Raw genomic sequence first — 23949 nt, 5'->3', positions numbered from 1 at the left:
GCTTAGTCATCCTGAAATTGTAGACGGTATAACTCTGCGTAATGTTTCCCGTTTGCCAGTAATTCCTGATGAGTACCGGTTTCAAGAATTTCGCCATCATGCATAACAATAATTTTGTCGGCTTTTTCAATGGTGGATAAACGATGCGCGATGACCAGGGTAGTGCGTTCACGCATCAGCTCTTCAAAGGCTGCCTGGATATGACGTTCTGCTTCGGTATCAAGTGCTGACGTGGCTTCATCAAGAATCAGGATGGGTGAATTACGTAACAGTGCTCGGGCAATGGCCAGACGTTGTCGCTGCCCCCCCGACAGAAGTACACCGTTTTCGCCCACTTCTGTTTGTAAGCCTTGCGGTAATTTTTGAATGAATTCCCAGGCATGAGCCGATTTTGCAGCTTTTATAATGGCTTCTTCACTCACTTCACCCGCTTGGCCATAACTAATATTGTTAGCTATGGTGTCATTGAATAATACAACCTGCTGATTGACCAGTGATAATTGTTTACGTAAATCTTTTAGCGTGAGTTGACTGATATCTACGCCATCAATCAGAATTTGACCTTTTTCAATATTGTAGAAACGAGCGAGTAAACTGACCAAGGTGGTCTTACCACTGCCAGAATGACCAACAAAAGCGATAGTTTGACCCGGCTTAGCCATAAAACAAATATCATTCAGCACACTGCCTTTGCCTTCATCATAGCTAAAGCTGACATGACGATATTCAATTTCTCCCTTGGCACGATCCATGGTCAGTGTACCGGTGTCATGCTCTGGCTCTTCATCCAGTAAGGTGAAAATACTTTCTGCAGCGGCAATACCTGCCTGTAATTTAGAGTTCACTTTTGTCAGACGTTTAAGTGGTGTAAGCAGCATAAACATCGCCGTGATAAAGGAAATAAAGCTACCGACAGTAATCGAGTTCAGGACTTCTGGTAAGGTGGCCAGATAGATCACCACGGCAAGCCCTAAGACGGTAATCAGTTGAATGACAGGTTCACTGGAAGCATCGGTGGCAATTTTTTTCATTTGTTGGCCACGATTTTTTCGGTTTATGCGATCAAACCGTTCTGTTTCATAAGCCTGACTGCCAAATGTTTTGACTTCACGGTGTGCTTCAATGATTTCGCCACAGACATGACTGACATTGCCCATCGAGCCCTGAATTTCTTTACTGATCCGACGAAAACGAATACTGACAAAATAAACAAGGATGGCAACAAAGGGCACGGTCACTAAAATGATCAGAGATAAAAAACCGTTCAGATAAATCATCCAGGCAATCAGACCAATAATCGTTAAGGTATCGCGGATAACCGTCAAAATCGCATCGGTCGCCGCTCCGGCGACTTGTTCAACGTCATAAAGCAATTTCGACATGAGCTGACCAGAGTTATTTCTATCGTAGAAACTGGCCGGTAAGGTAATGAGTTTTTCAAACATTTCTTCGCGCAAGGTCTTGATAACATTGCGGGCAATCCAGCCAAGGCCATAGGTGGTCAGAAAGTTAGCCACGCCACGGATTAAAAATAAGCCGATCAGCATCAGCGGCACGTACTTGATAGTGGTGGGATCTTTTTCCACAAAACTACCATCGAGCAGAGGTTTCATTAACGCCGCCATCCCGGTTTCTGTGCCGGCGAAAGCAATCATAGCAATAATGGATATTACAAAAGCCAGCCAGTATGGCTTAACGTAACTTAATAGACGTTTGTATAACTGGACTGCTGTCAGGCTGACAGGTGTTTGACTCATTGATTATTCCGCAGTTGTTTGACGTGTTGCCAGGGTCAGTTTGGTATAGCCTAATTGTTGTGCTGTATCCATGGCTGTGACGATAAGTTGATATTCAGCTTTGGCATCAGCACTGATAATGACATGAGGATCTTTTTGTTCGCCCACCACGCGTTTTAATACAGCGGCCAAGGCTTCAGATGTGACTGTAGCGAGTTCCTGATCATTTACCAGCACTTTACCATCTGCCTTGATCACGATATCAACAGGCTCAGCCTGTTCCGTCATTGCTTCACCGGTCGCTTCGGGCAAATCAACTTTTAGTGAACTTTCACGAATGAAACTGGTGGAAACCATAAAAAACAATAAAAGCAGGAAAACGACGTCAATCATCGGTGTCAGATTGACATCTGGTTCCTCAGATCGTTTTGGTGATAGATTCACGTCTTGCTTCCTCATCTGGATCATACTGACGATCACCATGCAGAATCTCGATTAACTGCATGGCTTGTTCTTCCATCCCAACCACGAGCATATTGATTTTACCGCGGAAATAACGGTAAAAAATTAAGCTTGGAATGGCAACCACAAGGCCGGTAGCCGTGGTGATTAAGGCTTCTGATATACCGCCAGCGAGCACTTCAGGGTTGCCTACACCTGCGGTGGTAATCACGGTAAACACTTTAATCATGCCAAGTACAGTACCCAGTAAGCCAAGTAGCGGGGAGATTGCTGCAATGGTTCCTAACGTGTTGAGATTTCGTTCTAAAGCTACAGTGACATGACGACCAATGTCCTCAATACTCTCTTTGGTGATTTCCCGTGAACTATTACGGTTCAGCAGTCCGGCAGCCAGAATCTGGCCCAGAGGAGAATTGCTTTGCAGAGCTTTGATGCGATGTTCATCAACTTGATTAAACTTTAGCCATTGCCAGATTTGTGTGATTAATTCTTTAGGGGCAATGCGTTTTTTTTGAAGACTCCAAAAACGTTCTGCGATGATAGCAATGGCGATGACCGAACAGATAAATAGCGGGATCATCAACCAACCGCCTGCTTTAAACAATTCCAGCATGATGTCAGTCTCAGTTGTTTAAATGAAAATAGCGCTCATGATACGTGAAAATTGTCTTACTCAGTAGCTTTCGACGTCCACAATTGTTCTTCATGCTGACGCCATAAAATGGGAGCGTCGGCGTTACGGAACAGGATGGCTCCATTCCAGTCGGTTCGAAGAATTTCACTTTCTACAGTCGTATAGCGTTGGACAATGTCTTTCACCGGAAAACCATAGCGATTACGAAAGCCAACAGAAAAGACAGCGTATTTTGGCGATACGGCGTCGATAAAAGGCTGGCTTGAGGAAGTTCTGCTGCCATGATGAGGCACAAGTAAAATATCTGATTTCAGCGCTTTGCCATAGTGCTGAACTAATAGTTGCTCACTTTGTTTCTCAATATCGCCTGGTAACAATGCGGATAGATTCTTGCCGCGGACCAGTAGTACACAAGAACGTTCATTTTCTGAGCCAGCTTGAGCAGGAAATGGCTGTAATACGGTGAATTTAACCTCATCCCACTGCCAGTGTTGACCGGCTTTACATAGACGGGTGTCGATATTAGTGATGCTTTGGCTAACCATGACCTTATCTACAGCAATATTATTGATGACCCCCTGTAGTCCTCCTATATGGTCATTATCCCCGTGACTAATGAGTAATGTATCAATATGATCTATAGCGCGGTAGCGTAAGAAGGGAACAACAACAGCTTCTCCTGTGTTAAAACTCTCGCTGTATCGAGGACCCGTATCGAATATCAGTGTGTGATGTTTTGTTTCTATGACTGATGCTAAGCCTTGACCTACATCCAAAACGGTCAGATAAAACTCACCCGTATCCGGGCGTTCGGATTCGTAAAAAAGTACTGGTATTAAGAATACTAACGCGAGATATTTTCCAGGATGCCCTCTGGGTAGTAAAACGAATAAGATGGCCAATAAAAGCATGAATAACAGTGGCCAGGGATAAACAGGCGTAGTCCAACTGGCAAAAGACAGATCACTTAAAAATGACAAAATATGCCAGAGTATATTGAGTAAAAAGTCAGCTGCATAAAGCAATATTGCAGCTAATGATGAGCTCATAGGTAAAACGATCATCGCCAAAATAATCAGCGGTACAACCAATACACTTACTAGTGGTATAGCAATCAGATTCGCTATTGGGGATATCAACGACACATCGTTAAAGAAAAGAATCAGTAATGGGATCAATCCCAAAGCCATTAAAAAGTGAATCTTTAACCAAGCAAGTCTGATAGCTGGAAAACGCTGGGTAAAACAAAGCAAGATAATGGCAACAGCAGCAAATGATAACCAAAATCCAGCACTTAACAAGGCAAAGGGATTAATTAGCAACACCAAAATACAAGCCAGTGACAAAATATGTGAAGGATAGACCGACCTTTTCAGAAACAGGGCTAACATGGCGAGGCTTATCATTACTAAAGCTCGTTGTGTTGGAATGGACAAGCCAGCAAGACAAGCATAAAAAATAGCCACTGTCAGTCCTCCCACCGCACCAATCCGATGTGCAGGTATACGAAGTGTATTAAAGGGGATATAGCGCCATAACCAACTTATCAGATAAAAGCCTAAGCCAGCGGCTAAGCCGATATGTAACCCCGAAATCGCCATCAGGTGACTGGTACCGGTTTGTCGTAAAACTTGCCATTGTGTCTGACTGATATCATCACGTTGACCAATAGCTAACCCAAGTATTAAAGGTAATTGTGTTGTGGATGGAGATAGTGCCCGAAGTTGTTGTTGCAGTTGGAAACGCCAATCGTTGATTTGCCAGTATTTGGATTTAGCCAGTCGTTGGTTGTCTGCTGCTTCTTTGACATAACCCGTCGCGCCGATACCTTGACTGAATAACCATTTTTCGTAGTCAAAACCGCCAGGATTCATCATGCCAAAAGGCGGTTTCAGTTTGACCGTCAGTTGCCAGCGTTCCCCGGCTTTGGGAGTGTGTTCAGGAGGGAAATACCAGCTTAGTTTTATTTTGTTGGGCAGTGACGGGTCATCTGGAAAAAAGTCAAAGCGGATATGATCGCTATTTGTGTCAGGAATTGAGGCGATAAGTCCTTGTACCTGCGATACTTTTACAGGTGTGTCTGCAGCCAGTTTATTTTCAATGGCGAATTGTGCTTGATATGCACACCATAATAGTCCGACAATAAAACCCAATATCCATATTTTTCGATAGCAGATAAATGTCACTAAACACAGTAGTAACAAGCTTCCAGTTACTAAAGGATAGCTTACGTACAGACTAATCAATGTGCCGAGCAAAAATGCAATGGCAGTTTTATTCATATATCCCTATAATGACGCCCGACTTAGCATGTTACTGAGACGCCATGCCTCGTAAATTCCTAAAACGCATCATGCCAGATCACAACACGATGCGCGAACATCCACATCTCCGTAAGTTTGGTCAGAGATTAACTGAACCACGTTTATGGCATACCAACCGTCGTTCCATCTCTGGTGGCGTGGCATTGGGTCTGTTTGTTGGATTTATGCCGATTCCGGGGCAGATGTTTGTTGCCGCGGCATTAGCCATTCTGTTTAGAGTCAATTTGCCTATTTCTGCGATGGGCGTTTGGATTACTAATCCTTTCACGATGGCCCCCATCTTTTTCTATGCCTATAAACTGGGTGCTTGGGTATTAAATGAACCGATGGGCACACCTGCCTTTAGTCTGACCTGGGAATGGTTCTCAAAAGAGTTTTTATCGATCTGGCAACCCTTACTGCTGGGATGCACTATCTGTGGCGTGGTGTCAGCGATAGTAGGTATTATTTTTGTACGGTTAGGTTGGCGACTGGTTGTTATCCATACCTGGACACAACGTCAGCGCCAACATAAAAATAAATCAGGCTCCGGCAGCTAAGCAGCCGTCAATCAAGGTGAGTTGCTGATCCATTTTGGCTGCAAGCCCGGTATCGTGAGTGACAATTACCAGTGCAGTGCCAAAATCCTCATTTAATTTCAAAATAAGATCAAATATGCCTTGAGCTGTACGATGATCCAGATTACCGGTCGGCTCATCCGCCAGCAGACAGGCAGGTTCGGTGATTAATGCTCTGGCAAGTGCTGCGCGTTGACGTTCACCACCAGATAACTCACTGGGTTTATGTTGAAAGCGATGGGCTAGTCCGACTTTATCAAGCAGTTCAGTCGCTCGTTCTTGAGCTGAGGTGGGCGACATGCCACCAATCACTAATGGCATGGCGACATTTTCGACAGCGGTAAACTCTGGTAGCAAATGGTGAAACTGATACACAAAGCCTAATTGTTGATTACGCAAACGACTGGCGGCTTTGTTTTTCATCGCATGGATATCCTTCCCCTGAACCAACACCTGACCTTCTGTAGGTGAATCAAGGCCACCAAGGATATGTAAAAGTGTACTTTTACCAGAGCCAGAACTACCGACAATCGCAATACGGTCGGATCGGTTAACCGTTAAATTAATGTTATTGAGAACATCGGTTTTTAACTGACCATCGGTAAATGATTTTGATAATTGGCTGGCAGATAACACTGCTTGATTAGTCATAACGAAGCGCCTCGGCCGGTTTAATCTGTGATGCACGCCATGAAGGGTAAAGCGTGGAAAGAATAGACAATACAAATGCGGTAATAGCAATGACGCTGACATCACTCCATTCTAGCTGTGATGGCAGACTACTGATGTAGTAAACATCAGCAGGCATGAACTGATAGCCAATCAGTTTCTCTAAACTGGCAATCAAAGATTCAATATTCCAGGCCAGCAGTACACCACCGACAACACCCATGGCGGTACCAATTAAACCGATCAAAGTCCCTTGCACCATAAATATGCCCATCACGCTGCCAGGATTCATACCTAAGGTCCGTAATATAGCGATATCCGATTGTTTATCTGTCACCATCATCACTAATGTTGATACGATATTGAAGGCCGCCACCGCGACGATAAGCATCAAGATGACAAACATCACGGTTTTTTCTGTTTTTAGTGCACGGAAGAAGTTCGCATGTTGGAAGGTCCAGTCAGCGGCACGGTAGTTAACAGGAACATCCTGCATTAACTTGCGTAATAGTTGCGGTGCTTTGAATACATCATCGAATTTTAAGCGTAAGCCGGTGACGCGTCCCGGTATTTTGAATAATTTAGCGGCATCGTTAATATTCATAACAGCCAGCCCACTGTCATATTCATACATGCCTATTTCAAAAATACCGACAACAGTCAGTCGTTTCAGACGTGGTATGACACCAGCAGGGGTAGGGCTGACATGAGGAGTAATCATGGTGATTTTGTCGCCGGTTGTCACACCCATAGCAGTTGCTAAATCTTTACCGAGCACAATGCCGAAGCTGCCATCAGTTAAGTCAGCTAATTTACCCTGAATAATTTTATCGCCAATGGTCGATACACTTTGTTCCAATTCAGCGTCAATCCCACGAACCAGGGTGCCACGTACGCGACTTCCCTGACTCAGCATGGCCTGACCCTCCACAAAAGGGGCCGAAGCGACTACATCTGGATCATGTCTAATAAGATCTTGTAAATCCGGCCAGTCTTTTAATGTGCCATCCTCGCCAGTAATAAAAGCATGGGAAGTCATTCCCAAGATGCGATCTTTCAGTTCTTTCTCAAACCCGTTCATCACGGAGAGTACGGTAATTAATGCCGCAACACCCAGAGCTACACCGAGCATGGAAGTTAATGAAATAAAAGAAATGAAATGATTACGACGTTTGGCGCGTGTATAACGCATGCCGATATAGAGACTGAGCGGTCTGAACATAATGTCGCCAATGATGAGAAAAAAGAAAACTGATCCCGCTGAGCAGGATCAGTCCATATTTAGCCTTTTATGATTTCGCGAATACGGTTTTGGTTCCCTCTGGCGAACCCAGTAACAGAACATCCGCTGGACGCATGGCAAATAAACCATTTGTGACCACACCGACGATATCATTCAAGGTTTTTTCTAACTTAATCGGTTCCATGATATCCAGACCATGCACATCCAGAATCACATTGCCATTATCGGTAATAACACCTTCACGGTAAACAGGCTGACCGCCTAGCTTGACGATCTCACGGGCGACGTAGCTGCGTGCCATCGGAATCACTTCAACAGGTAAAGGGAATTTACCTAAGACGTCGACCAGTTTTGAAGCATCAGCGATACAGACAAATTGTTTACTGGCTGCAGCAATGATTTTTTCACGTGTTAATGCGCCGCCACCGCCTTTTACTAGTTCCAGTAAGTGATTCGATTCATCTGCGCCATCAACATAAACTTCAATTTCATTGCAGTCATTTAAATTGAAGACTTTAATGCCGTTAGCTTCTAATTTTTGTGTAGAGGCTTCAGAACTTGATACTGCGCCTTCGATACGATCTTTAATTGTTGCCAGTGCATCAATGAAGTGATTGACTGTCGAACCGGTACCGACACCGACAATACCATCACCTTTAATGTACTCAAGCGCTGCCCACGCAGCTTGTTTTTTCATTTCATCAGCATTCATATGCAGCTTCCTTTGTTTCAAATCACTTAAAAAATATCCCGGCAATTATAGAGATAAATGGCGGTCAATGGTAACGTAAGCGATTGCTTAGAAAGTGATGGCTGGATTTGGCTGTCTATCACTGAGTCTTTTTCTCAACATAACTGATTGATTTGGGCTGAAATGCTGACTGGATACGTAGAAAAAATTCTTAAAGCTCGCGTTTATGATGTGGCGAATGAAACGCCTCTTGAGGTAATGCCTCGTTTATCGAAAAGACTTAACAATACGATTTTACTCAAGCGGGAAGATCTTCAGCCGGTTTTTTCATTTAAACTGCGAGGTGCGTATAACCGCATGAGTCAGCTATCGGCTGATGAACGTGAACGCGGCGTGGTTTGTGCTTCGGCGGGGAATCATGCGCAAGGTGTGGCCTTAGCGGCAAGTAAAATGAATATTCCCGCTTTGATTGTCATGCCGAAAACGACGCCGCCCATCAAGGTTGAATCTGTTCGTGCTTATGGTGCTGAAATTAAATTACATGGCAATAGTTATGATGATGCCAGTGCTTACGCCTTAGCTGTTGCAGAGAAAGATGGTCGTGCCTTTATTCATCCTTATGATGATCCGGAAGTCATTGCCGGGCAGGGCACGATTGCGATGGAAATTATCCGTCAGCATCCTGAACCTATTCATGCTGTTTTTGTGCCCGTTGGTGGTGGCGGTCTAATTTCCGGTGTATCGGCTTATATCAAAGCCTTTTGGCCAGAAATTAAAATCATTGCTGTCGAGCCGGCCGACGCGGCCAGTTTGAAAGCCGCACTGGAAGCTGATGAACGGGTCAAATTGGATCAAGTAGGCTTGTTTGCCGATGGCACAGCCGTCAGACAAGTGGGTGTCGAACCTTTCAGAATCTGTCGGGAAACAGTGGATGAAGTCGTCACCGTCAGTAGTGACGAATTATGCGCCGCAATTATGGATATATTCCAGGACACCCGTTCTATTGCTGAGCCATCGGGCGCGCTCGCTGTGGCGGGTGTGAAAAAATATTTAGCACAGAACCCGATGGAAAATCAGCAACTCGTTGCGATTAATAGCGGAGCCAATATTAACTTTGATCGCCTACGTCATGTTGCTGAGCGTTCTGAGATTGGTGAGCGCAGGGAAGTCTTATTTGCCACTAAAATCGATGAACAGCCGGGTAGTTTCCAGAAATTCTGTAAAACACTGGGTGAACGAGGCATTACCGAATTTAACTATCGCTATGCAGATGAGCAAAAAGCGCAGGTATTTGTCGGCGTGCGGATGAATGGGCAGGAAGAAGAACGACAGCAGCTATTTTCACAGCTCGATAATGCTGGCTATGACTGGGTTGATTTCACTGATAATGAAACTGCGAAACTGCACGTTCGTTACATGGTGGGGGGGCATGCGCCTCAGATTGATAATGAACGCTTAATTCGATTTGAATTTCCTGAGCGACCTGGCGCTTTACTGCGTTTTCTGACTCGAATTGGTCAGCGCTGGAATATCAGTCTTTTCCATTATCGCAACCATGGTGCTGATTATGGTCGCGTGCTGGTGGGTATTCAGGTTGGAGAAGACTATAAGCAGGAGTTTCAGACGTTTCTGGATACGCTGGGATATACCTACTGGGAAGAAACCGATAACCCGGCTTATGCACTGTTTTTGAAATAAGGGGATATCCGCGGTGATGTCCTTCTATCACCGCGGATATGACAGGATTTATTGATTCAGTTTGATACTGCCACGGACGTTGACGGAAATTTCGTTACTACCTCCGGCTAATGCGGCTGGTGCGCCTTTCATTTGCATATCAGCGGACATCATATTGGCGCGTTCCATCATCGGCATTGGGTTAAATGCATTACCATCAATGGATATAGACACGATTTCGTAACCACTGCGATCAAATTCGCTGCTGATAAGTTTAGCTTTATCTTTAAATTTGCTGATCGCTTGTTTGAGCAAGTCGGTTTTCACCTGTTCAGCTCGGTCATCTGACACCATAAACTGCATAGATTGGATATTGGCCAAGGTATTGATATCAGCAATAAATTGGCTCATTTGGTCAAACTGGCGTGTTTCCAGAGTCAGTTGTTGACTGACGCGCCAACTGGCAATTTTGCCATCATCATAGATAGGCTGGGTGGAGTAGTTGGATGTTTCGGCTTTAATGGCGTTGAAATTTTTAACCGCATCCAGAACAAGGGCTGTTTTTTTATTCACCATATTGGTTAATTTGGCTGGATCTTTTCCTTGCTCAAAAACTTGCAAGCGGGTGATGAGTTCATCATTTTCAACGTCTATACTAGCGCTGGTATCAAGGGTCACCATGCCCAGTTGTAGGACGTCTTCAGCAAAACTGAGCGGGCTGATGGCAAAAAGCGAAATGAGTGCCAAAGTTTTTTTCATAGATCCTTCCTTAATTATATAAAAAATGCTGCGTATTTTAAGACTAGCTCAAAAGCGTTAAGTTTTGATATATCATGCTAAAAATTCATTTGGGAATTGCGGTGATTAATCGCCATAGTTTCAGCATAGTTTAAATAATCAGAAATTGAGGAACACAATGAAAGCAGAACAAAAAATCCTGCCTGATGCGACGAGTTTAATTACCGCTGCAGCAGAACATTTTGTCAGTACAGCGCGGTCAGCGATTGCAAAAAGGGGTGTTTTTTATGTGGCACTCGCAGGTGGTTCTACGCCAAAAGGTTTATATGAAAAATTAGCGACATCACCTTATATCGAACAGATTGACTGGGCGCGGGTACATTTATTTTTTGGTGATGAGCGATGTGTGCCTGCCACACATGATGACAGTAATTTTAAGATGGCCCGTCAGGCCATGATCGATTTAATACCGATCCCGGCAGAAAATGTGCATCGTATGCCAACAGAAAGTGGTGATGCAGCTGATGTAGCAGCACGATACGCCGATACTATGAAAATGATCATGGATGGTGCGCCGTTTGATTTAGTCTTGTTAGGCTTAGGGCCCGATGGGCATATTGCTTCATTGTTCCCTGAGACACCAGCTTTAGAGGTCACTGACACGCTCACGGCAAGCCTTTATGTGGAAAAATTTGATTCATGGCGAGTGACTATTACCTATCCCGTTATTAACGCCGCGCGTCAGGTAATTGTATTTATTGCTGGCGAAGCCAAAGCGGCGATCGTCAATGATATTACAACTGATGCTGTCTCTGGCCTACCAGTACAGCGTCTGGCGCCGGAGAATGATTATTACTGGTTTATGGATAAAGCTGCTGCGGGTCAGTAGTGATGTCACGTATGCTGGCCGTTGATGTAGGTGGAACAAAAACACTATTTGAGTTATCCGATGCTGATGGCCATGTTTTATCTAAGCTCAGATTAGATAGTCAGCGCTTTGATAGTTTTGATGCGATTCTGGCTGCTTTTATTGAACAGCTGCCACAAGCATATTCGATTGATTCAGCCTGTATTGCGCTTGCAGGCCCGGTCAGCGATCAGTATGGACAAGTGACAAAATTACCCTGGAAGTTAGATGCCAGCTTGATTGAGAAGCAATTCTCAATCAAGCGTGTCACGCTGTGTAATGATTTTGAAGCAGTGGGTTACGGCATTGCCAGTCTTCAGTCAGCGGATTTTGAAACCATACAAATTGGAGGGCCTAGTGAAATTTCGCCCCGCGTTGTCTTAGGTGCCGGCACCGGACTAGGGCAGGCGATATTGATTCCCGACAATGGTGACTGGCGAGTTTTTCCGACAGAAGGTGGACACGTTGATTTCGCACCATTAGATCGGACGCAACAGCTTTTTCTGGAGCATCTACAACAACGTCATGGTCATGTGTCTTATGACCGTATTGTCTGTGGTAGCGGTCTTGTTAGTCTTTATCATTTCTTACGTGATTATAAACAAATTGACGAAAATAATGCTTTGCGATTAGCCATGGTTAATGGTGATGCGGCATCTGCTATCAGTCAGTTTGCGCTGGAACACAATGATGTTCTAGCAAATGAAGCCTTAGACATGTTTGTAGATATTTATGCGGCGCAAGCCGGGAATTTAGCGCTGACAACACTCGCTCGAGGTGGTGTTTATCTGGTTGGCAACATTCTGCTGAAGAATATGGCTAAGTTTAGATCCCCATCATTTATCAACAGCTTTGCTGAAAAAGGCCGTATGACGACGTTGATGAAGCAGATACCGATCCATATCGTACTTGATGAGGAAGTCGGTCTGAAAGGTGCACGCTTATTGGCACAAAAAGCCATGTATAATTAAGCTATGAATGAACAAAATAACGATATTTTAGTTGATGTAGAAACGACCTATCTGGATGAAGAGTCAGATCCGGAAAAAGCACGCTATCTATTTGCCTATACCATCACTATCAAAAATCACAGCCAATCATCGGCACGGCTGTTATCGCGTTACTGGAAAATTACCGGTGGCGACGGTCATGAGCAAGAAGTAGAAGGCGATGGTGTCGTAGGACTTCACCCTTATCTCGCCCCTGAACAGGAATTCACCTATACCAGTGCAGCGATGCTAGATACGCCTGTTGGTATGATGCAAGGTCATTACAAAATGATGGGTGATAATGGCGAACGCTTTGAAGTGAATATTCCGGCATTCACCCTGGCTGCGCCACGTAAATTGCACTAAGCCCAAGCTCTGCGTAATGCTGACAAGTCATAATATAGAAAAACTGATCTGGTTGGGATTCGTTTCTATTGCCTTGCTTGTTTCTGCCATAGATCCGGTTGCTGATCGATTGACCTGGTTTATGGAAACCGTGCCGGTCATGGTTGCAATACCCCTATTGCTAGTGACTCATAGACGATTTCCACTGACTATTATTTCAATTCGCGCTATTAGCATCTTTGCTTTTATTCTGATTATTGGCGGTTTTTACACCTATGCAGAAAATCCCTTATTTAACTGGATTCAGGACGAGTTCGACTTAGCCCGTAATCATTATGATCGTCTGGGCCATTTTATTCAGGGTGTTATACCAGCATTATTAGCTCGTGAAATATTATTACGCGCTTCTCCACTTCAGCGAGGCAAGTGGTTATTTTTTCTGGTCTGCTCTGTAAGTCTGGCTATCAGTGCCTGTTATGAGTTTGTCGAGTGGGCCGCTGCTGTAATTAATGCCCAGGCGGCTGAGGCTTTCCTGGGAACGCAAGGTGATAACTGGGATACACAGTGGGATATGTTCTTAGCCTTAAATGGCAGTATCTTTGCTCAATGCGTTTTTGCTAGAACTCAGGACCGGCAATTAGCCGAACTATTGCACTGATTGTCGGCAAATACCAATCGAGTTTTTACCGCATATTGCACCATTAATCCAGATGGCATTATCTAACTGAACGCCTTCCAGCTTGGCACCATTGATATTGGCCAGGGTTAAATCGGCGTAGGACAAATCTGCATAAGACAAATCGGCATCACCTAAATCTGCTTCTCTTAAGTTTGCACCTTTCAGATCAGCCTTCATTAATAGGGCGTAACTCAAATTCGCCTTACGCAGATCACTATAAGCCAAATCAGCTCCCGATAAGTCACTGTTCATCAGGTTAGCATTGCTAAGATTACTAGCACGCATTAACGCCATGGAGAGAGAGGTATTGGTAAGATTTTGGCCTGAAAGCTGACAGTTATTCCAATTGACCTTAGGTGTTGCTGGAGACTGGCAATCAGATTGTGGGGTTGGCAAAGGAGTTGGAAAGCGAACGGCTAAAATACTGACAATGACAAGGACAATTAAAATAGAGATGCTGGGCCATAATATGTTTTGGTTACGGTTTAAGTAACGATGCATTAGGATTCGACGCAGATATCGTCTTTTCAGCTCTATTTCCGCTTCCTCCTCGCGCCGTTCGCCTTGACGTTGTTGTAATACTGACTCATCGACTACAGTATCTGTTGAATTACGTCGATCCAAGCCTGTACGCTCATCTAAATAGCCTTTTACAGGCTGATCTTTTGAGGGAGCAATAGTGAAATCAGCAGAATCAGCAAAGCTATGCCAATGACGACGGTCACGTGAGACCTCATCATCCAAACTAAGCCGGCCTACTTTTAGGTGATTACTAATAACAGAAGCGGTAAACGGGCCTGAAATCTTGCCCTGTTTACGAATATACCATTGTCCATTTTTATGTTTCATTGCCATTGCTCTTAGCAATAACCAGATTGCTATACTAGCACTATGTCGAGTTATATAGTGACTTTATGCAGATAAATAGATCTCAACAAGCGAATACTGAAGTGATTGTAAATGCCTCTACAAAATTAGCGGATGCACTTCCTGTCGGCCAAAAAGTAGAGGCGACAGTGATTGGAAGAGTCAATGCCGATCAGATTAAACTTCAGCTTGGTGATAAGGTGTTTCAGGTCAATACGCAACAAGAGCTGACGCCTGGTCAAAAAGTCACTCTGCAGAAATCTATCGAAGCTGGCCAGCCAGTCATTCAATTAACGCCTGCCTCAGCACAAAAAATCGATATTGAGCCAATGACTTTGGCAACACTATTAAAAGCGGGGCAAGTCATTGCTGCCGATGTTGTCAAAATGCTTGCACAAAATCGCTTATTAGTGGCACCTAAATTTATTACTGATGCGTCGGTAACTCAGCCTCAAGCTAACCAGCTTGCTCAATTAAACAACGCTTTACCTAAGCTAATGGAAATTGATGTTAGTGGTATCAATCAGCTGTTTAAAACAGGCGATAAACTTGCTGTTGAGGTATTAAAAACACTGCCATTATCGGTGAAGATCATGCCGGATGCTGCGACTCGTGAACAGCGGGTGATGAATTACCAGCGAGAATTATTACCATTATTACAGAACCTGATAGCTAAACCGGCGAGCATGAATTTATCGCCAGATACTACGCAATCTCTGCCTGAGCCCGTGCGACAAGCACTAACTGGTTTAATACAAAACCTGGTGGATAAGAGCAGCTTGCAGCAGCCGGAAAAGCTGCAACAAACGATTAATAACAGTGGGGTGTTTTTTGAAAATCAGCTGAAGCAAACGACTGCGGAGACGAATTTACAACAGAACCTGAAAGGGAATTTATTACGATTAGCGGATGTGCTTAGAGCACAATTACAATCCCCATTATTACCTAAATTACTGGATAACCCAGAGCTCATAAAACAACTACCGATCGAGGTGCAAACTGCTATCAGGCAGGTATTATCAACACCGCAGGATATGAGACCTCTGCCAGCACAAATATTGCCAGCTCTGGCAAATCGTGGGCAAACACCAACTCAGCTGTTATTCAGTTTATTGTCAGGATTAACAACAGCTAGCAATACAGATAAAACAGCATCACCAGTGACGACAAGTTCACCACCGGTCACGACTGCACCAGTTGTGAATGTGGCTGCAAATGCGCAACAGGCTGTTACACGAGCGATTGAGTTTCAAATGATGCGTGATTTATTGCAGGATGTTGAGTCAGTCACTGCGAAAATTCAGTTCAATCAATTGTCGATGGTCCAAGACAATGATCTCAATACCAACGCCAATGTCTGGCTATTTGATCTACCCGTTAAGGAAAAGCAGCAACTGGAAATGTTGCAGATGCGGATTGACCAGCAATATACCGGGAAGAACAAAAATAAGGATTCAGCGATTTGGCAGGTCCAACTCAACCTTGAAACTCAGAATTTAGGTCCTATGCAAGCCAGAATCACACTGCACGCGCTTGATGTGAGTGTGGTGTTATTAGCGGAACGTCAGCAAAGTGCCACATTATTGACAACTTATTTAGAGCATTTAGATGGACGCTTAAATGATATTGGGCTTAATGTCAGTCATCTAAGTTGCAGACAAGGCATTGTAAAGCCTGTAACACCGATTGTGATGACAGAACGAAATGATCACCTGGTGGATATTTCCGTATGAGTAAAAAAGATATTTTGCATGCCATAGCACTTCAATATGATGGTGAGAATGCACCTATTGTCACCGCCACTGGTCAGGGTGATATTGCGGATGAAATTATTCGCATAGCACGCGAACACAATATCCCATTGCGTCAGGATGCGCTGTTGACCGAGTTATTGAGTGAACTCAAACTTGGTGAAGAAATTCCCCCGATACTCTACAGAGCGATTGCCGAGGTTATTGCGTATGCGTATCTGGTGTCAGGAAAAGTTCCTGTAAATAAAAGAGAAAATAAAAACCAAAGCTGAAACTCAGCATTTATATACATAAGCATTTTCTGGAAACATACTCATAAACTTTATAATCAGGATTATAAAAATAACATTAAGTGTTGATTTTAATATATATATCCGATATTGTCGGTGCATGTTTAATTTCTGGTCTACAGAATGTAGCTCCCCTAACTGATGAAAAATAAAATCAAGGAAACGTTGATGCGTGAGATAGCACTTGATCAGAAATCTGATCTACCTGCTAGCATAGCTTCAGTTACAGAACTCCTTGATGCAAAGATCATCATTGGCGGTCGCCATCCAGCCGAAACGGCATTTACAAAAACCTTACTTGAAATCAGTGGTTTTAAACGCATACAAAGTGCGACTGATACTGATGGGGTTATGCTGTTACTGCGGCAGAGTATCCAAAACGACTTATCCGATATCGACTTATTGATTTTAGATAATGATTTACCTGGAATTTCTACCAAAGATATTCGTATGGTGATGGATCAGTTTGATGAATGGCGTTTGATCCCCATTATTTCGTTATGCAGGCAATCTATTTGGGATCATGCTCAGTTACTTACTGATTTAGGCTATGGTGTGACTTCGCTCCTTTACCACCCGATGACAGCTGAATCATTACCTCCAGCGATTATGACGGCATTAGCAATTAAACGAGAGCGTGATAAAACGTTTAAACGACAAACAGAGCTTGAAGATGAACTTGCTAACCTGAAAGTGATGGAAGCACGCTTACAGTTTTCAGTGAATCATGATGATTTAACCGGCCTGGCTAATCGACGACGTTTAGAGAATGCACTGGATATGACCTTGAGTCAGGTGCGTAATTTCATGAGCGTCAGTGCACTTTTTTATATTGATTTAGATAGCTTTAAAGTGCTGAATGACGCCGAGGGACATGAAGCAGGCGATACTTTGCTGGTACAGGTGGCTAACTCGCTGAGGCGTTATTTTAATATTAACGATATTCTGGTGAGGATTGGTTCGGATGAGTTTGCTGTGCTGGTCAACAATACGGATAAAGAAACAGCAATCAAATTAGCTGAAGATCTACGCAATCTTTTTGATGGCTATGATTTTGAACATCATGGTCATCATTATCATCTGTCAGCCAGTATCGGTTTAAAAGTGATTGATGCGGACAATGCCACCACGGTAGGGGAAGTACTGTCACATTCGAATCAGGCTTGTTATACCGCCAAAACTCGCGGACGCAACAGAGTGCATCTTTACAGTCCTGATGACCGAGAAATGCATACCTTGCGTCATAGTGTGGAATGGGCACCACGCATTCGCGCTGCGTTGAAGGAAGGTTTGTTTTTATTAGAGTTCCAACCGATTTATTCACTTGAATCCGAGCAGGTCTCACACTATGAGTGCCTGATTCGTATGCGTGGTGATGGTAACGTTATTTTTTATCCAAAAGAGTTCATTCCTGTTGCTGAAGCAATGGGGTTGATACATCAGATTGATTTCTGGGTAGTGGCGAAAGTCTTTGAGCTAATCGTCAATATGCCAGAAAATCTATCTTTTGCTATCAATCTTTCAGGCAATGTATTTCTGGATGAGAATTTATACAAGTTAGTACGGGATAAGCTCAGTCAGACCAAGATAGATCCGAATCGTATTGTTTTTGAAATTACCGAAACCTACGCCATCTCTAACTTTGAGCAGACAAGAAGAATGGTGTCAGATTTGCGTTCACTGGGATGTCGCTTTGCACTCGATGATTTTGGGGCAGGCTTTAATTCGTATAGTTATTTAAAACATTTCCCTGTCGACATTTTGAAAATTGACGGCGGATTTATTACTGATTTGGATAACGACCCGGTTGATCAGCAATTAGTGAAATCGATGATCGATATTGCTCATAGCCTTGGTAAAAAGACGGTGGCGGAGTTTGTCGAGAGAAGAAGTACCTTAGAATTGTTAAAGAGTTATGGTGTTGATATGGTTCAAGGCTTTTTAGTCGGTAAACCCAACGCCAAAATACCGAAACCAAAAGATTAATGTACATTACGCTGTCCATGTAATGTGGTAATCAGATGAGCCTCTTCATCGCTTAAATTACAGTTATTTATCAGCTGTTGAATATCTGCCCCTTTCTTAGCTAAACGAATCGCATGGTCGTAACCCGGTTGATGATTGGCACTGAGGTCGAGGCTGCGTTGATGATCACGCAGTTTACTCAGTGTTTGCTCGAACTTATGGATACGATCATCAGTACCAGCAGCACCCGAGCATAAGGCGGTGATTTGATTTTGAAGATCATGAATACGTTTAGTTTGCAATTGATACAGTTTCAGCAGACGCATGGTAGCGAGGCCAATGACCAGAAATACGGCACTCATCACGGTAAATACGACGAAAATAGTCATGGTTTTACTCCCCAGACAGCTGTCTGAACTTAAACGTACTCATCAATAAACTCGCCCTTATCATCTTCTTTTGGACGCGGTTTCTCTTCTTCTTCATTCGTCTCTTGTTTCTTCTTGTGCTGATCCTGTTGCGCCGGTTTATCTTCATCTGAGACAGGATGAATAATCGGCAAGGGCGTGGTCGGCTGGATAGGGTTGATATCATCAGCCATTGACGTTATCCCTTAAAAACCAGAAATGTCAGCAATCTCTTCATCGTTTAATAATTTATTGACGTCGACCAGAATCAACAAATATTTATCACGTTTGCAGACCCCTTGAATAAAGCGTGAACTGTCATCACTGACATTCGGTGCAGTATCAATTTCTGACTGGCGTAAATAAACGACTTCTGCCACACAGTCGACCAACATACCAATAACATGGCCAGAGACTTCTACGATAATAATTCGAGCCCGATCATCAGGTTCAATCGCGTTTAAACCAAAACGCATTCGTGTATCGATGACGGTCACTACATTGCCACGTAAATTAATAATACCCAGTACATAAGAAGGCGCGCCTGGTACCGGCGCAATTTCAGTCATGCGTAATACTTCCTGCACCTGCATGACGTTAATACCATAGTATTCGTCTTCGAGTTGATACGTCACCCACTGTAAAATCGGGTTTTCGTTACTGTTATCTTTCTCGCTCATGTTTTATGACCTTCTGATATGGCTGTCATTTTTATGACAGCGAGCTGCTGATAAAGGATATGCAGACATCATGCCAGTTAACATCACTCTAAGGCATTAATGATGGCAGAGATATCCAAAATACTGTGCATTGTTTCGCTCAGTACGCCTGTAAACCATGGCCGCTGACTTGTATCATGGCGCCAGTTAATGTCGCCACTGTTTTTATTGATAATTTGCTCAATGTTATCGCATGCGATACCAGTGCGTCTGTCATTGACCAGAAGTATATAGTTTGCTTGTAATGCTGTTTCTTTATTGGGGGTATGTAATAGCGTTCTGATATCAATGACATTAGTATTTTGACCATTGTCACTGAAAAGACCGACTTCCCATGATTTACGTCCAGGAATTTGACTCAGCCCCTGCGTTGGCCAGCGAATAATATTATCAAGCGAATCAACTTTGATAGCGACTTTCATACCACCGATATCACACAATAATATTTTGAGAACAGTGTTCGGTATTTGTCGCTTGTCTGCTGTCGTTTCTGATGCGGCATCAGATTGGAGGGACTCTTCTACTATCGATTCTGTTTCGCTGCTCACGTCTTGAGGCGGTATGTCATCCTCGTTTTCTGGCGTCGGTGTCGATACCAGCGCGCTGGCTGGAACGACAATATCTTCATCAGACTGGATAATATCCTCTGTTGGAAATATGACAGTCTGTTTCAATGCGGGTTTGGTTATTGGTGGTTCTGAATGGCTTACAGCAGCATCGCTCGCGGTCTGCTCTGAATCCAATAACATATCATTGAAGTAAGCGGATAACGCATCCCGCTGTTCATAAATTTTTTTCTTAGCCATTGGAAACATTCACCTCTGGCTCATTTAACATATTCAACAATTGTTTATAGGCTCTTGTGCCTGCGCTATCGGGTGACATTTCTGGTAAAGGCAGTCCAAGCTTACTGGCTTCACGAAAGCCGATATCGACAGGAACAAAACTTTGCCAGACATTATCACCATAGCGTTTATGAAGTTCTGCCAGGCAGTCGATAGCTGCTTTTGTTCGGCCATCATGCATGGTCGGAACAATAAAATAGGGCAGGGCGCTTCGTCGCGAATGATTAATCATCGACACGGTATGCAACATATGCTCAAGACCTTTGAGCGATAAAAACTCAGTCTGGACCGGAATAATCAGTTTATCGCAGGCTGCCAGCGCGTTGATCATTAACACCCCAAGCATTGGCGGGCAGTCAATAAGCACGTGTTTAAAGCGATCTTTGAAAAAGCTTAATGTTTTACGAATCACTAAGCCTTTCCCTTGTTGAGCACCTAACTGTCGGTCCAGTGTTGCCATCGCGGTGGAGGCGGGTAATAAGAAAATATTATCGTGACGAGTTTTTTTCAGACTTTTTAAAATGGCTTCTTTGGGAGTGTTGTCTAATTGCTGAAATAAGGTGTAAATACTGGTTTCAATGCTGTCAGGATCATAACCGAGATAGGTTGTCAGTGAGCCATGAGGATCAAGATCGAGCATCAGCACGGGCTCACCTTTCTGAGCAAGTAGGCTGGCAAGCGACACTACTGTTGTCGTTTTTGCGACCCCGCCTTTCTGATTACATACTGCCCAGACAGCCATGATTATTGTTCACCTGTATTATTTTGGCCAGACTGGCTTGTGTCAGAATTAACGGGGATTGACGATCTGGATGAAGGGGAGCCTGTGCTTGCATCATGGAAAACATTGATATCCCGACGGCTCATATCATTACCCAACACAACCAACACCACCCGGCGGTTTTTCTGCCGTCCTGCTTCAGTATCATTACTTGCAATCGGTTTATACTCACCATAGCCGATAGCTGACATACGGTCAGGTTGAATACCGTACCTGTCCAATAAATGGACAACACTGGCAGCACGTGCAGCCGATAATTCCCAGTTAGATGGAAAACGTGGCGTATTAATGGGGTTATTATCAGTAAATCCTTCAACCTGAATAGGATTAGCTGATTTTTGAAGGATACTAGCTATCTCCCCCAGAACAGGTATAGCAGGGCGGGCCAGCCTAGCTTCACCACTTTCAAATAACACTCGTGACTTTATTTCCAGTTCTAGCCAGTCTTCACCTTGTTTTATCATGACATCGTCAGATTTAATCCAATCGGATAATGCGGAGCTGAATTGTTTGGATAGATCATTGATGGTACGGATATCATTATCTGTCGCTTTAGGTGGAAAGTTGGAAACAACCTCAGGTAGAGGCGTTTCCGGCACAACTGGGGCGAGAGGTTCAATCACTATCTCACCTTTTCCCCGACTGATTTCACCAATTTGTATTGGATCTTTACTACGAACAGGTTCTGAGAATACCGCTTCCAGAGTATCAGACAGCACACGGTATTTACCTTCATTGACGGAAGAGATCGAGTACATCACGACAAAAAAAGCAAATAAAAGGGTGATAAAGTCAGCATAGGAGACCAGCCAACGTTCGTGATTTTCATGTTCTTCATGTCTGTTTCGACGAGCCATAGAGCATCACTCAGTTTAAATAGGCCTGAAGGCGACTTTCGATATTTCTTGGGTTGTCACCATCAGCTACACCAATTAACCCTTCAATCAACATCATTTGAAGACGACTACGCTTATTAATCAACGCTTTTAGCTTATTACCGATTGGCAGGAATAATAGATTGGCAAGACCCACACCATAAATTGTAGCGACAAAGGCAACAGCAATACCTGAACCCAGTGAGGCAGGATCTGCCAGATTTCCCATCACATGAATCAGTCCCATCACAGCGCCAATAATACCAATAGTGGGTGAGTATCCACCCATGGCTTCAAACACTTTGGCTGTCTGAAAATCATCTGATTCCTGAATATCCAGGTCATTCTCCAACACTTCTCTGAGTACTTCCGGTTCAATGCCATCGGCAATCAATTGCAGGCCTTTTTGCGTGAAAAGATCGGTCTCTTCAATCGCCATAGATTCCAGTCTGATGAGTCCTTCTCGTCGTGCAACCTGATTCCATTCCAGTATTTTTTCTAATTGCAGGCGAGGTGATAACTTGGGTGGTTTGATGATCCATAAAGACATTCGCATGGCACGCAGAAATGTACTCATTGGCGTTTGTAGCATGACTGCACCAAGCGTGCCGCCCATCACAATCAACAGGGCGACAGCGTTCATAATGGTGTCAATATGACCGCCTTCAAGATACTGGCCTATCAGTATGGCCCCAAAACCAATAATGAGTCCGAGGATACTCAAAATATCCATATCAACTCAGTTCCGCCAGTTGTCGACCAATGTCGTTGATATCGAGAATTTTGTCAGCCAGGCCAGCTTTAGCGACAGCCATTGGCATGCCATAAATCGTACTGCTTTGTTGATCCTGAGCCCATACGGTGCCAGTTCTTTTCTTGATATTTTCACAGCCATTACGACCATCACTACCCATACCCGTCAAGATAACAGCTAAGGTTTTGGCTCCACATATATTGGCAATAGAATCAAATGTCAGATCCACACAGGGTTTATAGGTCTCATTAGCGTCACCGGCTTCGATACTGACATAGAGATGATTTGGGCGGCCTTTAAGTAACATTTGTTGGCCACCAGGTGCCAGATAGGCTGTACCCGCTTGCAACACTTCACCATTTTCTGCCTGTTTTACCCGAATTGCACATTGTGTATTCAAGCGTTCTGCAAATGAGGGTGTAAATGTGGCCGGCATGTGCTGAATTAATAAAATAGGACAAGGAAAATTCGCCGGCAATTGTGTTAATACTTTTTGTAGAGCAACCGGGCCACCTGTCGAGGTACCGATGGCAACCAGCTCAGGTGTCGTATTTGAGGACTTATCAGCTTTCACTGGAACAGATACTTGGCTTTTGACTATTCTGTTCGCCGCTGATAAATCTGAGTGATTGGCGTGAAAGCCACTGGACAGTTGATATATTCGCTGGCAAAGCTTGCGTTGAGCTTCAACTTTATCACTCGATAAATCTTCAAAACGCTTTGGTAAAAAATCTGTCGCACCGGCTTCCAGTGCATCCAGCGTCGATTTCGCTCCTTCCGTGGTCCAGGTCGACAACATAAGGACGGGTGTATTACGGATTGCTTTTATTTTACGTACGGCGGTAATGCCATCCATCACCGGCATTTCTAAGTCCATTGTGACCACATCGGGATGGTGACGTTGTACTTCCCTGATAGCTTCTTCGCCATTACTGGCAGTGGCAATGACTTGAAGTCGCGGATCGGTTGCTATGATTTCAGCAAGACGTTTACGGAAAAAACTTGAGTCATCGACTATCAGAACCTTAACCGTCACACCTACTC

The 23949-nt window shown here is 43.9% G+C and carries 26 protein-coding genes; 9 read left to right on the top strand and 17 right to left on the bottom strand.

The window, feature by feature from the left end; translation table 11 throughout:
* Nucleotides 1–2: 2 nt before the first annotated feature.
* The 4 genes from msbA to MAMP_RS13660 are packed head-to-tail and all read right to left on the bottom strand — an operon-like array spanning nt 3 to nt 5114.
* Nucleotides 3–1757: a lipid A export permease/ATP-binding protein MsbA gene (gene msbA / locus MAMP_RS13675; RefSeq protein ID WP_007146677.1), complete on the bottom strand. Its 1755-nt coding sequence runs from the start codon at nt 1755–1757 to the stop codon at nt 3–5.
* A gap of 3 nt (nt 1758–1760) precedes the next feature.
* Nucleotides 1761–2180, bottom strand: coding sequence for an ExbD/TolR family protein (locus MAMP_RS13670; protein ID WP_007146676.1), 420 nt, complete (start codon nt 2178–2180; stop codon nt 1761–1763).
* Complete coding sequence (locus MAMP_RS13665; protein WP_007146675.1) at nt 2155–2811, bottom strand: MotA/TolQ/ExbB proton channel family protein; 657 nt, start codon at nt 2809–2811, stop codon at nt 2155–2157. Before MAMP_RS13665 ends, MAMP_RS13670 begins: the two co-directional genes overlap by 26 nt.
* A gap of 56 nt (nt 2812–2867) precedes the next feature.
* Nucleotides 2868–5114 (bottom strand): DNA internalization-related competence protein ComEC/Rec2, encoded by a 2247-nt coding sequence (locus MAMP_RS13660; RefSeq protein WP_007146674.1) that lies wholly within the window; start codon nt 5112–5114, stop codon nt 2868–2870.
* Between the two features lie 44 nt (nt 5115–5158).
* Between MAMP_RS13660 and MAMP_RS13655 the strand changes: the two genes are divergently transcribed.
* The gene (locus tag MAMP_RS13655) at nt 5159–5695 is read left to right on the top strand and encodes a DUF2062 domain-containing protein (protein WP_007146673.1); all 537 of its coding nucleotides are present in this window, start codon (nt 5159–5161) and stop codon (nt 5693–5695) included.
* Here MAMP_RS13655 and lolD read toward each other — a convergent pair.
* The 3 genes from lolD to rpiA form a co-directional block, all read right to left on the bottom strand.
* Nucleotides 5678–6364: a lipoprotein-releasing ABC transporter ATP-binding protein LolD gene (gene lolD / locus MAMP_RS13650; protein ID WP_007146672.1), complete on the bottom strand. Its 687-nt coding sequence runs from the start codon at nt 6362–6364 to the stop codon at nt 5678–5680. The two genes, MAMP_RS13655 and lolD, sit on opposite strands and share 18 nt — an antisense overlap.
* Nucleotides 6357–7604: a lipoprotein-releasing ABC transporter permease subunit gene (locus MAMP_RS13645; RefSeq protein ID WP_007146671.1), complete on the bottom strand. Its 1248-nt coding sequence runs from the start codon at nt 7602–7604 to the stop codon at nt 6357–6359. The genes lolD and MAMP_RS13645 overlap by 8 nt, the downstream gene beginning before the upstream one ends.
* Before the next feature lie 67 nt (nt 7605–7671).
* The gene (rpiA, locus tag MAMP_RS13640; RefSeq protein ID WP_007146670.1) at nt 7672–8337 is read right to left on the bottom strand and encodes a ribose-5-phosphate isomerase RpiA; all 666 of its coding nucleotides are present in this window, start codon (nt 8335–8337) and stop codon (nt 7672–7674) included.
* 162 nt (nt 8338–8499) lie between these two features.
* On the opposite strand from rpiA, the gene ilvA reads away from it, so the two are divergent.
* Nucleotides 8500–10014 carry a threonine ammonia-lyase, biosynthetic gene (gene ilvA / locus MAMP_RS13635; RefSeq protein ID WP_007146669.1) on the top strand — a complete coding sequence of 505 codons (1515 nt, stop codon included), beginning with the start codon at nt 8500–8502 and terminating at the stop codon, nt 10012–10014.
* Nucleotides 10015–10062: 48 nt separating this feature from the next.
* On the opposite strand, the gene MAMP_RS13630 is transcribed toward ilvA, so the two are convergent.
* Complete coding sequence (locus MAMP_RS13630) at nt 10063–10752, bottom strand: SIMPL domain-containing protein (RefSeq protein ID WP_007146668.1); 690 nt, start codon at nt 10750–10752, stop codon at nt 10063–10065.
* A gap of 157 nt (nt 10753–10909) precedes the next feature.
* Here MAMP_RS13630 and pgl point away from each other — a divergent pair, with 157 nt between their 5' ends.
* From pgl to MAMP_RS13610, 4 genes are read left to right on the top strand one after another with little or no spacing between them, the layout of a single operon-like run.
* Entirely contained in the window at nt 10910–11620 is a 711-nt protein-coding gene (pgl, locus tag MAMP_RS13625; protein WP_007146667.1) for a 6-phosphogluconolactonase, read from the top strand.
* A gap of 2 nt (nt 11621–11622) precedes the next feature.
* Complete coding sequence (gene glk / locus MAMP_RS13620; protein WP_007146666.1) at nt 11623–12609, top strand: glucokinase; 987 nt, start codon at nt 11623–11625, stop codon at nt 12607–12609.
* A 3-nt stretch (nt 12610–12612) separates the two neighbouring features.
* Entirely contained in the window at nt 12613–12993 is a 381-nt protein-coding gene (gene apaG, locus MAMP_RS13615; protein ID WP_007146665.1) for a Co2+/Mg2+ efflux protein ApaG, read from the top strand.
* Between the two features lie 16 nt (nt 12994–13009).
* Complete coding sequence (locus tag MAMP_RS13610) at nt 13010–13630, top strand: DUF2238 domain-containing protein (protein WP_007146664.1); 621 nt, start codon at nt 13010–13012, stop codon at nt 13628–13630.
* On the opposite strand, the gene MAMP_RS15785 is transcribed toward MAMP_RS13610, so the two are convergent.
* Nucleotides 13619–14500, bottom strand: a complete 882-nt coding sequence (locus MAMP_RS15785) for a pentapeptide repeat-containing protein (protein WP_007146663.1) — start codon at nt 14498–14500, stop codon at nt 13619–13621. The two genes, MAMP_RS13610 and MAMP_RS15785, sit on opposite strands and share 12 nt — an antisense overlap.
* A gap of 65 nt (nt 14501–14565) precedes the next feature.
* On the opposite strand from MAMP_RS15785, the gene fliK reads away from it, so the two are divergent.
* The 3 genes from fliK (at nt 14566) to MAMP_RS13590 (ending at nt 18545) form a co-directional block, all read left to right on the top strand.
* On the top strand, nt 14566–16251 hold the full coding sequence (fliK, locus tag MAMP_RS13600) for a flagellar hook-length control protein FliK (RefSeq protein WP_007146662.1): 1686 nt from the start codon (nt 14566–14568) through the stop codon (nt 16249–16251).
* Nucleotides 16248–16541, top strand: a complete 294-nt coding sequence (locus tag MAMP_RS13595; RefSeq protein WP_007146661.1) for an EscU/YscU/HrcU family type III secretion system export apparatus switch protein — start codon at nt 16248–16250, stop codon at nt 16539–16541. The genes fliK and MAMP_RS13595 overlap by 4 nt, the downstream gene beginning before the upstream one ends.
* A 186-nt stretch (nt 16542–16727) precedes the next feature.
* Nucleotides 16728–18545 carry a putative bifunctional diguanylate cyclase/phosphodiesterase gene (locus MAMP_RS13590; protein WP_007146660.1) on the top strand — a complete coding sequence of 606 codons (1818 nt, stop codon included), beginning with the start codon at nt 16728–16730 and terminating at the stop codon, nt 18543–18545.
* Here the strand turns inward: MAMP_RS13590 and MAMP_RS13585 are convergent.
* The 8 genes from MAMP_RS13585 to MAMP_RS13550 form a co-directional block, all read right to left on the bottom strand.
* Nucleotides 18542–18913 carry a DUF2802 domain-containing protein gene (locus tag MAMP_RS13585; RefSeq protein ID WP_007146659.1) on the bottom strand — a complete coding sequence of 124 codons (372 nt, stop codon included), beginning with the start codon at nt 18911–18913 and terminating at the stop codon, nt 18542–18544. The two genes, MAMP_RS13590 and MAMP_RS13585, sit on opposite strands and share 4 nt — an antisense overlap.
* Nucleotides 18914–18942: 29 nt before the next feature.
* Nucleotides 18943–19125: a hypothetical protein gene (locus MAMP_RS13580; RefSeq protein ID WP_007146658.1), complete on the bottom strand. Its 183-nt coding sequence runs from the start codon at nt 19123–19125 to the stop codon at nt 18943–18945.
* 12 nt (nt 19126–19137) lie between these two features.
* Nucleotides 19138–19611 (bottom strand): chemotaxis protein CheW, encoded by a 474-nt coding sequence (locus MAMP_RS13575; protein ID WP_007146657.1) that lies wholly within the window; start codon nt 19609–19611, stop codon nt 19138–19140.
* A gap of 83 nt (nt 19612–19694) precedes the next feature.
* A complete protein-coding gene (locus MAMP_RS13570) occupies nt 19695–20456 on the bottom strand; it encodes a chemotaxis protein CheW (RefSeq protein WP_007146656.1) in 762 nt (253 codons plus the stop codon).
* Nucleotides 20449–21237 (bottom strand): ParA family protein, encoded by a 789-nt coding sequence (locus tag MAMP_RS13565; protein ID WP_007146655.1) that lies wholly within the window; start codon nt 21235–21237, stop codon nt 20449–20451. Before MAMP_RS13565 ends, MAMP_RS13570 begins: the two co-directional genes overlap by 8 nt.
* Nucleotides 21238–21239: 2 nt before the next feature.
* Nucleotides 21240–22133, bottom strand: coding sequence for a flagellar motor protein MotD (gene motD / locus MAMP_RS13560; protein ID WP_007146654.1), 894 nt, complete (start codon nt 22131–22133; stop codon nt 21240–21242).
* A gap of 10 nt (nt 22134–22143) precedes the next feature.
* Nucleotides 22144–22884 (bottom strand): flagellar motor protein, encoded by a 741-nt coding sequence (locus MAMP_RS13555; protein ID WP_007146653.1) that lies wholly within the window; start codon nt 22882–22884, stop codon nt 22144–22146.
* A 1-nt stretch (nt 22885) separates the two neighbouring features.
* On the bottom strand, nt 22886–23941 hold the full coding sequence (locus MAMP_RS13550) for a protein-glutamate methylesterase/protein-glutamine glutaminase (RefSeq protein WP_007146652.1): 1056 nt from the start codon (nt 23939–23941) through the stop codon (nt 22886–22888).
* Nucleotides 23942–23949 lie beyond the last annotated feature (8 nt).

This window comes from Methylophaga thalassica MP (assembly GCF_000214595.1).
Classification (GTDB): domain Bacteria; phylum Pseudomonadota; class Gammaproteobacteria; order Nitrosococcales; family Methylophagaceae; genus Methylophaga; species Methylophaga thalassica.
This window is presented reverse-complemented; position numbering and strand designations above follow the sequence as displayed.

Bases quoted from the DNA above. Each gene is read 5' to 3' on its own strand.
- pgl (WP_007146667.1), top strand. From the start codon at position 10,910: ATGAAAGCAGAACAAAAAATCCTGCCTGATGCGACGAGTTTAATTACC.
- MAMP_RS13575 (WP_007146657.1), bottom strand. From the start codon at position 19,611: ATGAGCGAGAAAGATAACAGTAACGAAAACCCGATTTTACAGTGGGTG.
- motD (WP_007146654.1), bottom strand. From the start codon at position 22,133: ATGGCTCGTCGAAACAGACATGAAGAACATGAAAATCACGAACGTTGG.
- lolD (WP_007146672.1), bottom strand. From the start codon at position 6,364: ATGACTAATCAAGCAGTGTTATCTGCCAGCCAATTATCAAAATCATTT.
- MAMP_RS13655 (WP_007146673.1), top strand. From the start codon at position 5,159: ATGCCTCGTAAATTCCTAAAACGCATCATGCCAGATCACAACACGATG.
- rpiA (WP_007146670.1), bottom strand. From the start codon at position 8,337: ATGAATGCTGATGAAATGAAAAAACAAGCTGCGTGGGCAGCGCTTGAG.
- MAMP_RS13585 (WP_007146659.1), bottom strand. From the start codon at position 18,913: ATGACTATTTTCGTCGTATTTACCGTGATGAGTGCCGTATTTCTGGTC.
- apaG (WP_007146665.1), top strand. From the start codon at position 12,613: ATGAATGAACAAAATAACGATATTTTAGTTGATGTAGAAACGACCTAT.
- MAMP_RS13555 (WP_007146653.1), bottom strand. From the start codon at position 22,884: ATGGATATTTTGAGTATCCTCGGACTCATTATTGGTTTTGGGGCCATA.
- glk (WP_007146666.1), top strand. From the start codon at position 11,623: ATGTCACGTATGCTGGCCGTTGATGTAGGTGGAACAAAAACACTATTT.
- MAMP_RS13570 (WP_007146656.1), bottom strand. From the start codon at position 20,456: ATGGCTAAGAAAAAAATTTATGAACAGCGGGATGCGTTATCCGCTTAC.
- MAMP_RS13590 (WP_007146660.1), top strand. From the start codon at position 16,728: ATGCGTGAGATAGCACTTGATCAGAAATCTGATCTACCTGCTAGCATA.
- MAMP_RS15785 (WP_007146663.1), bottom strand. From the start codon at position 14,500: ATGAAACATAAAAATGGACAATGGTATATTCGTAAACAGGGCAAGATT.
- MAMP_RS13630 (WP_007146668.1), bottom strand. From the start codon at position 10,752: ATGAAAAAAACTTTGGCACTCATTTCGCTTTTTGCCATCAGCCCGCTC.
- MAMP_RS13610 (WP_007146664.1), top strand. From the start codon at position 13,010: ATGCTGACAAGTCATAATATAGAAAAACTGATCTGGTTGGGATTCGTT.
- fliK (WP_007146662.1), top strand. From the start codon at position 14,566: ATGCAGATAAATAGATCTCAACAAGCGAATACTGAAGTGATTGTAAAT.
- MAMP_RS13565 (WP_007146655.1), bottom strand. From the start codon at position 21,237: ATGGCTGTCTGGGCAGTATGTAATCAGAAAGGCGGGGTCGCAAAAACG.
- MAMP_RS13660 (WP_007146674.1), bottom strand. From the start codon at position 5,114: ATGAATAAAACTGCCATTGCATTTTTGCTCGGCACATTGATTAGTCTG.
- MAMP_RS13595 (WP_007146661.1), top strand. From the start codon at position 16,248: ATGAGTAAAAAAGATATTTTGCATGCCATAGCACTTCAATATGATGGT.
- ilvA (WP_007146669.1), top strand. From the start codon at position 8,500: ATGCTGACTGGATACGTAGAAAAAATTCTTAAAGCTCGCGTTTATGAT.
- msbA (WP_007146677.1), bottom strand. From the start codon at position 1,757: ATGAGTCAAACACCTGTCAGCCTGACAGCAGTCCAGTTATACAAACGT.
- MAMP_RS13645 (WP_007146671.1), bottom strand. From the start codon at position 7,604: ATGTTCAGACCGCTCAGTCTCTATATCGGCATGCGTTATACACGCGCC.
- MAMP_RS13665 (WP_007146675.1), bottom strand. From the start codon at position 2,811: ATGCTGGAATTGTTTAAAGCAGGCGGTTGGTTGATGATCCCGCTATTT.
- MAMP_RS13580 (WP_007146658.1), bottom strand. From the start codon at position 19,125: ATGGCTGATGATATCAACCCTATCCAGCCGACCACGCCCTTGCCGATT.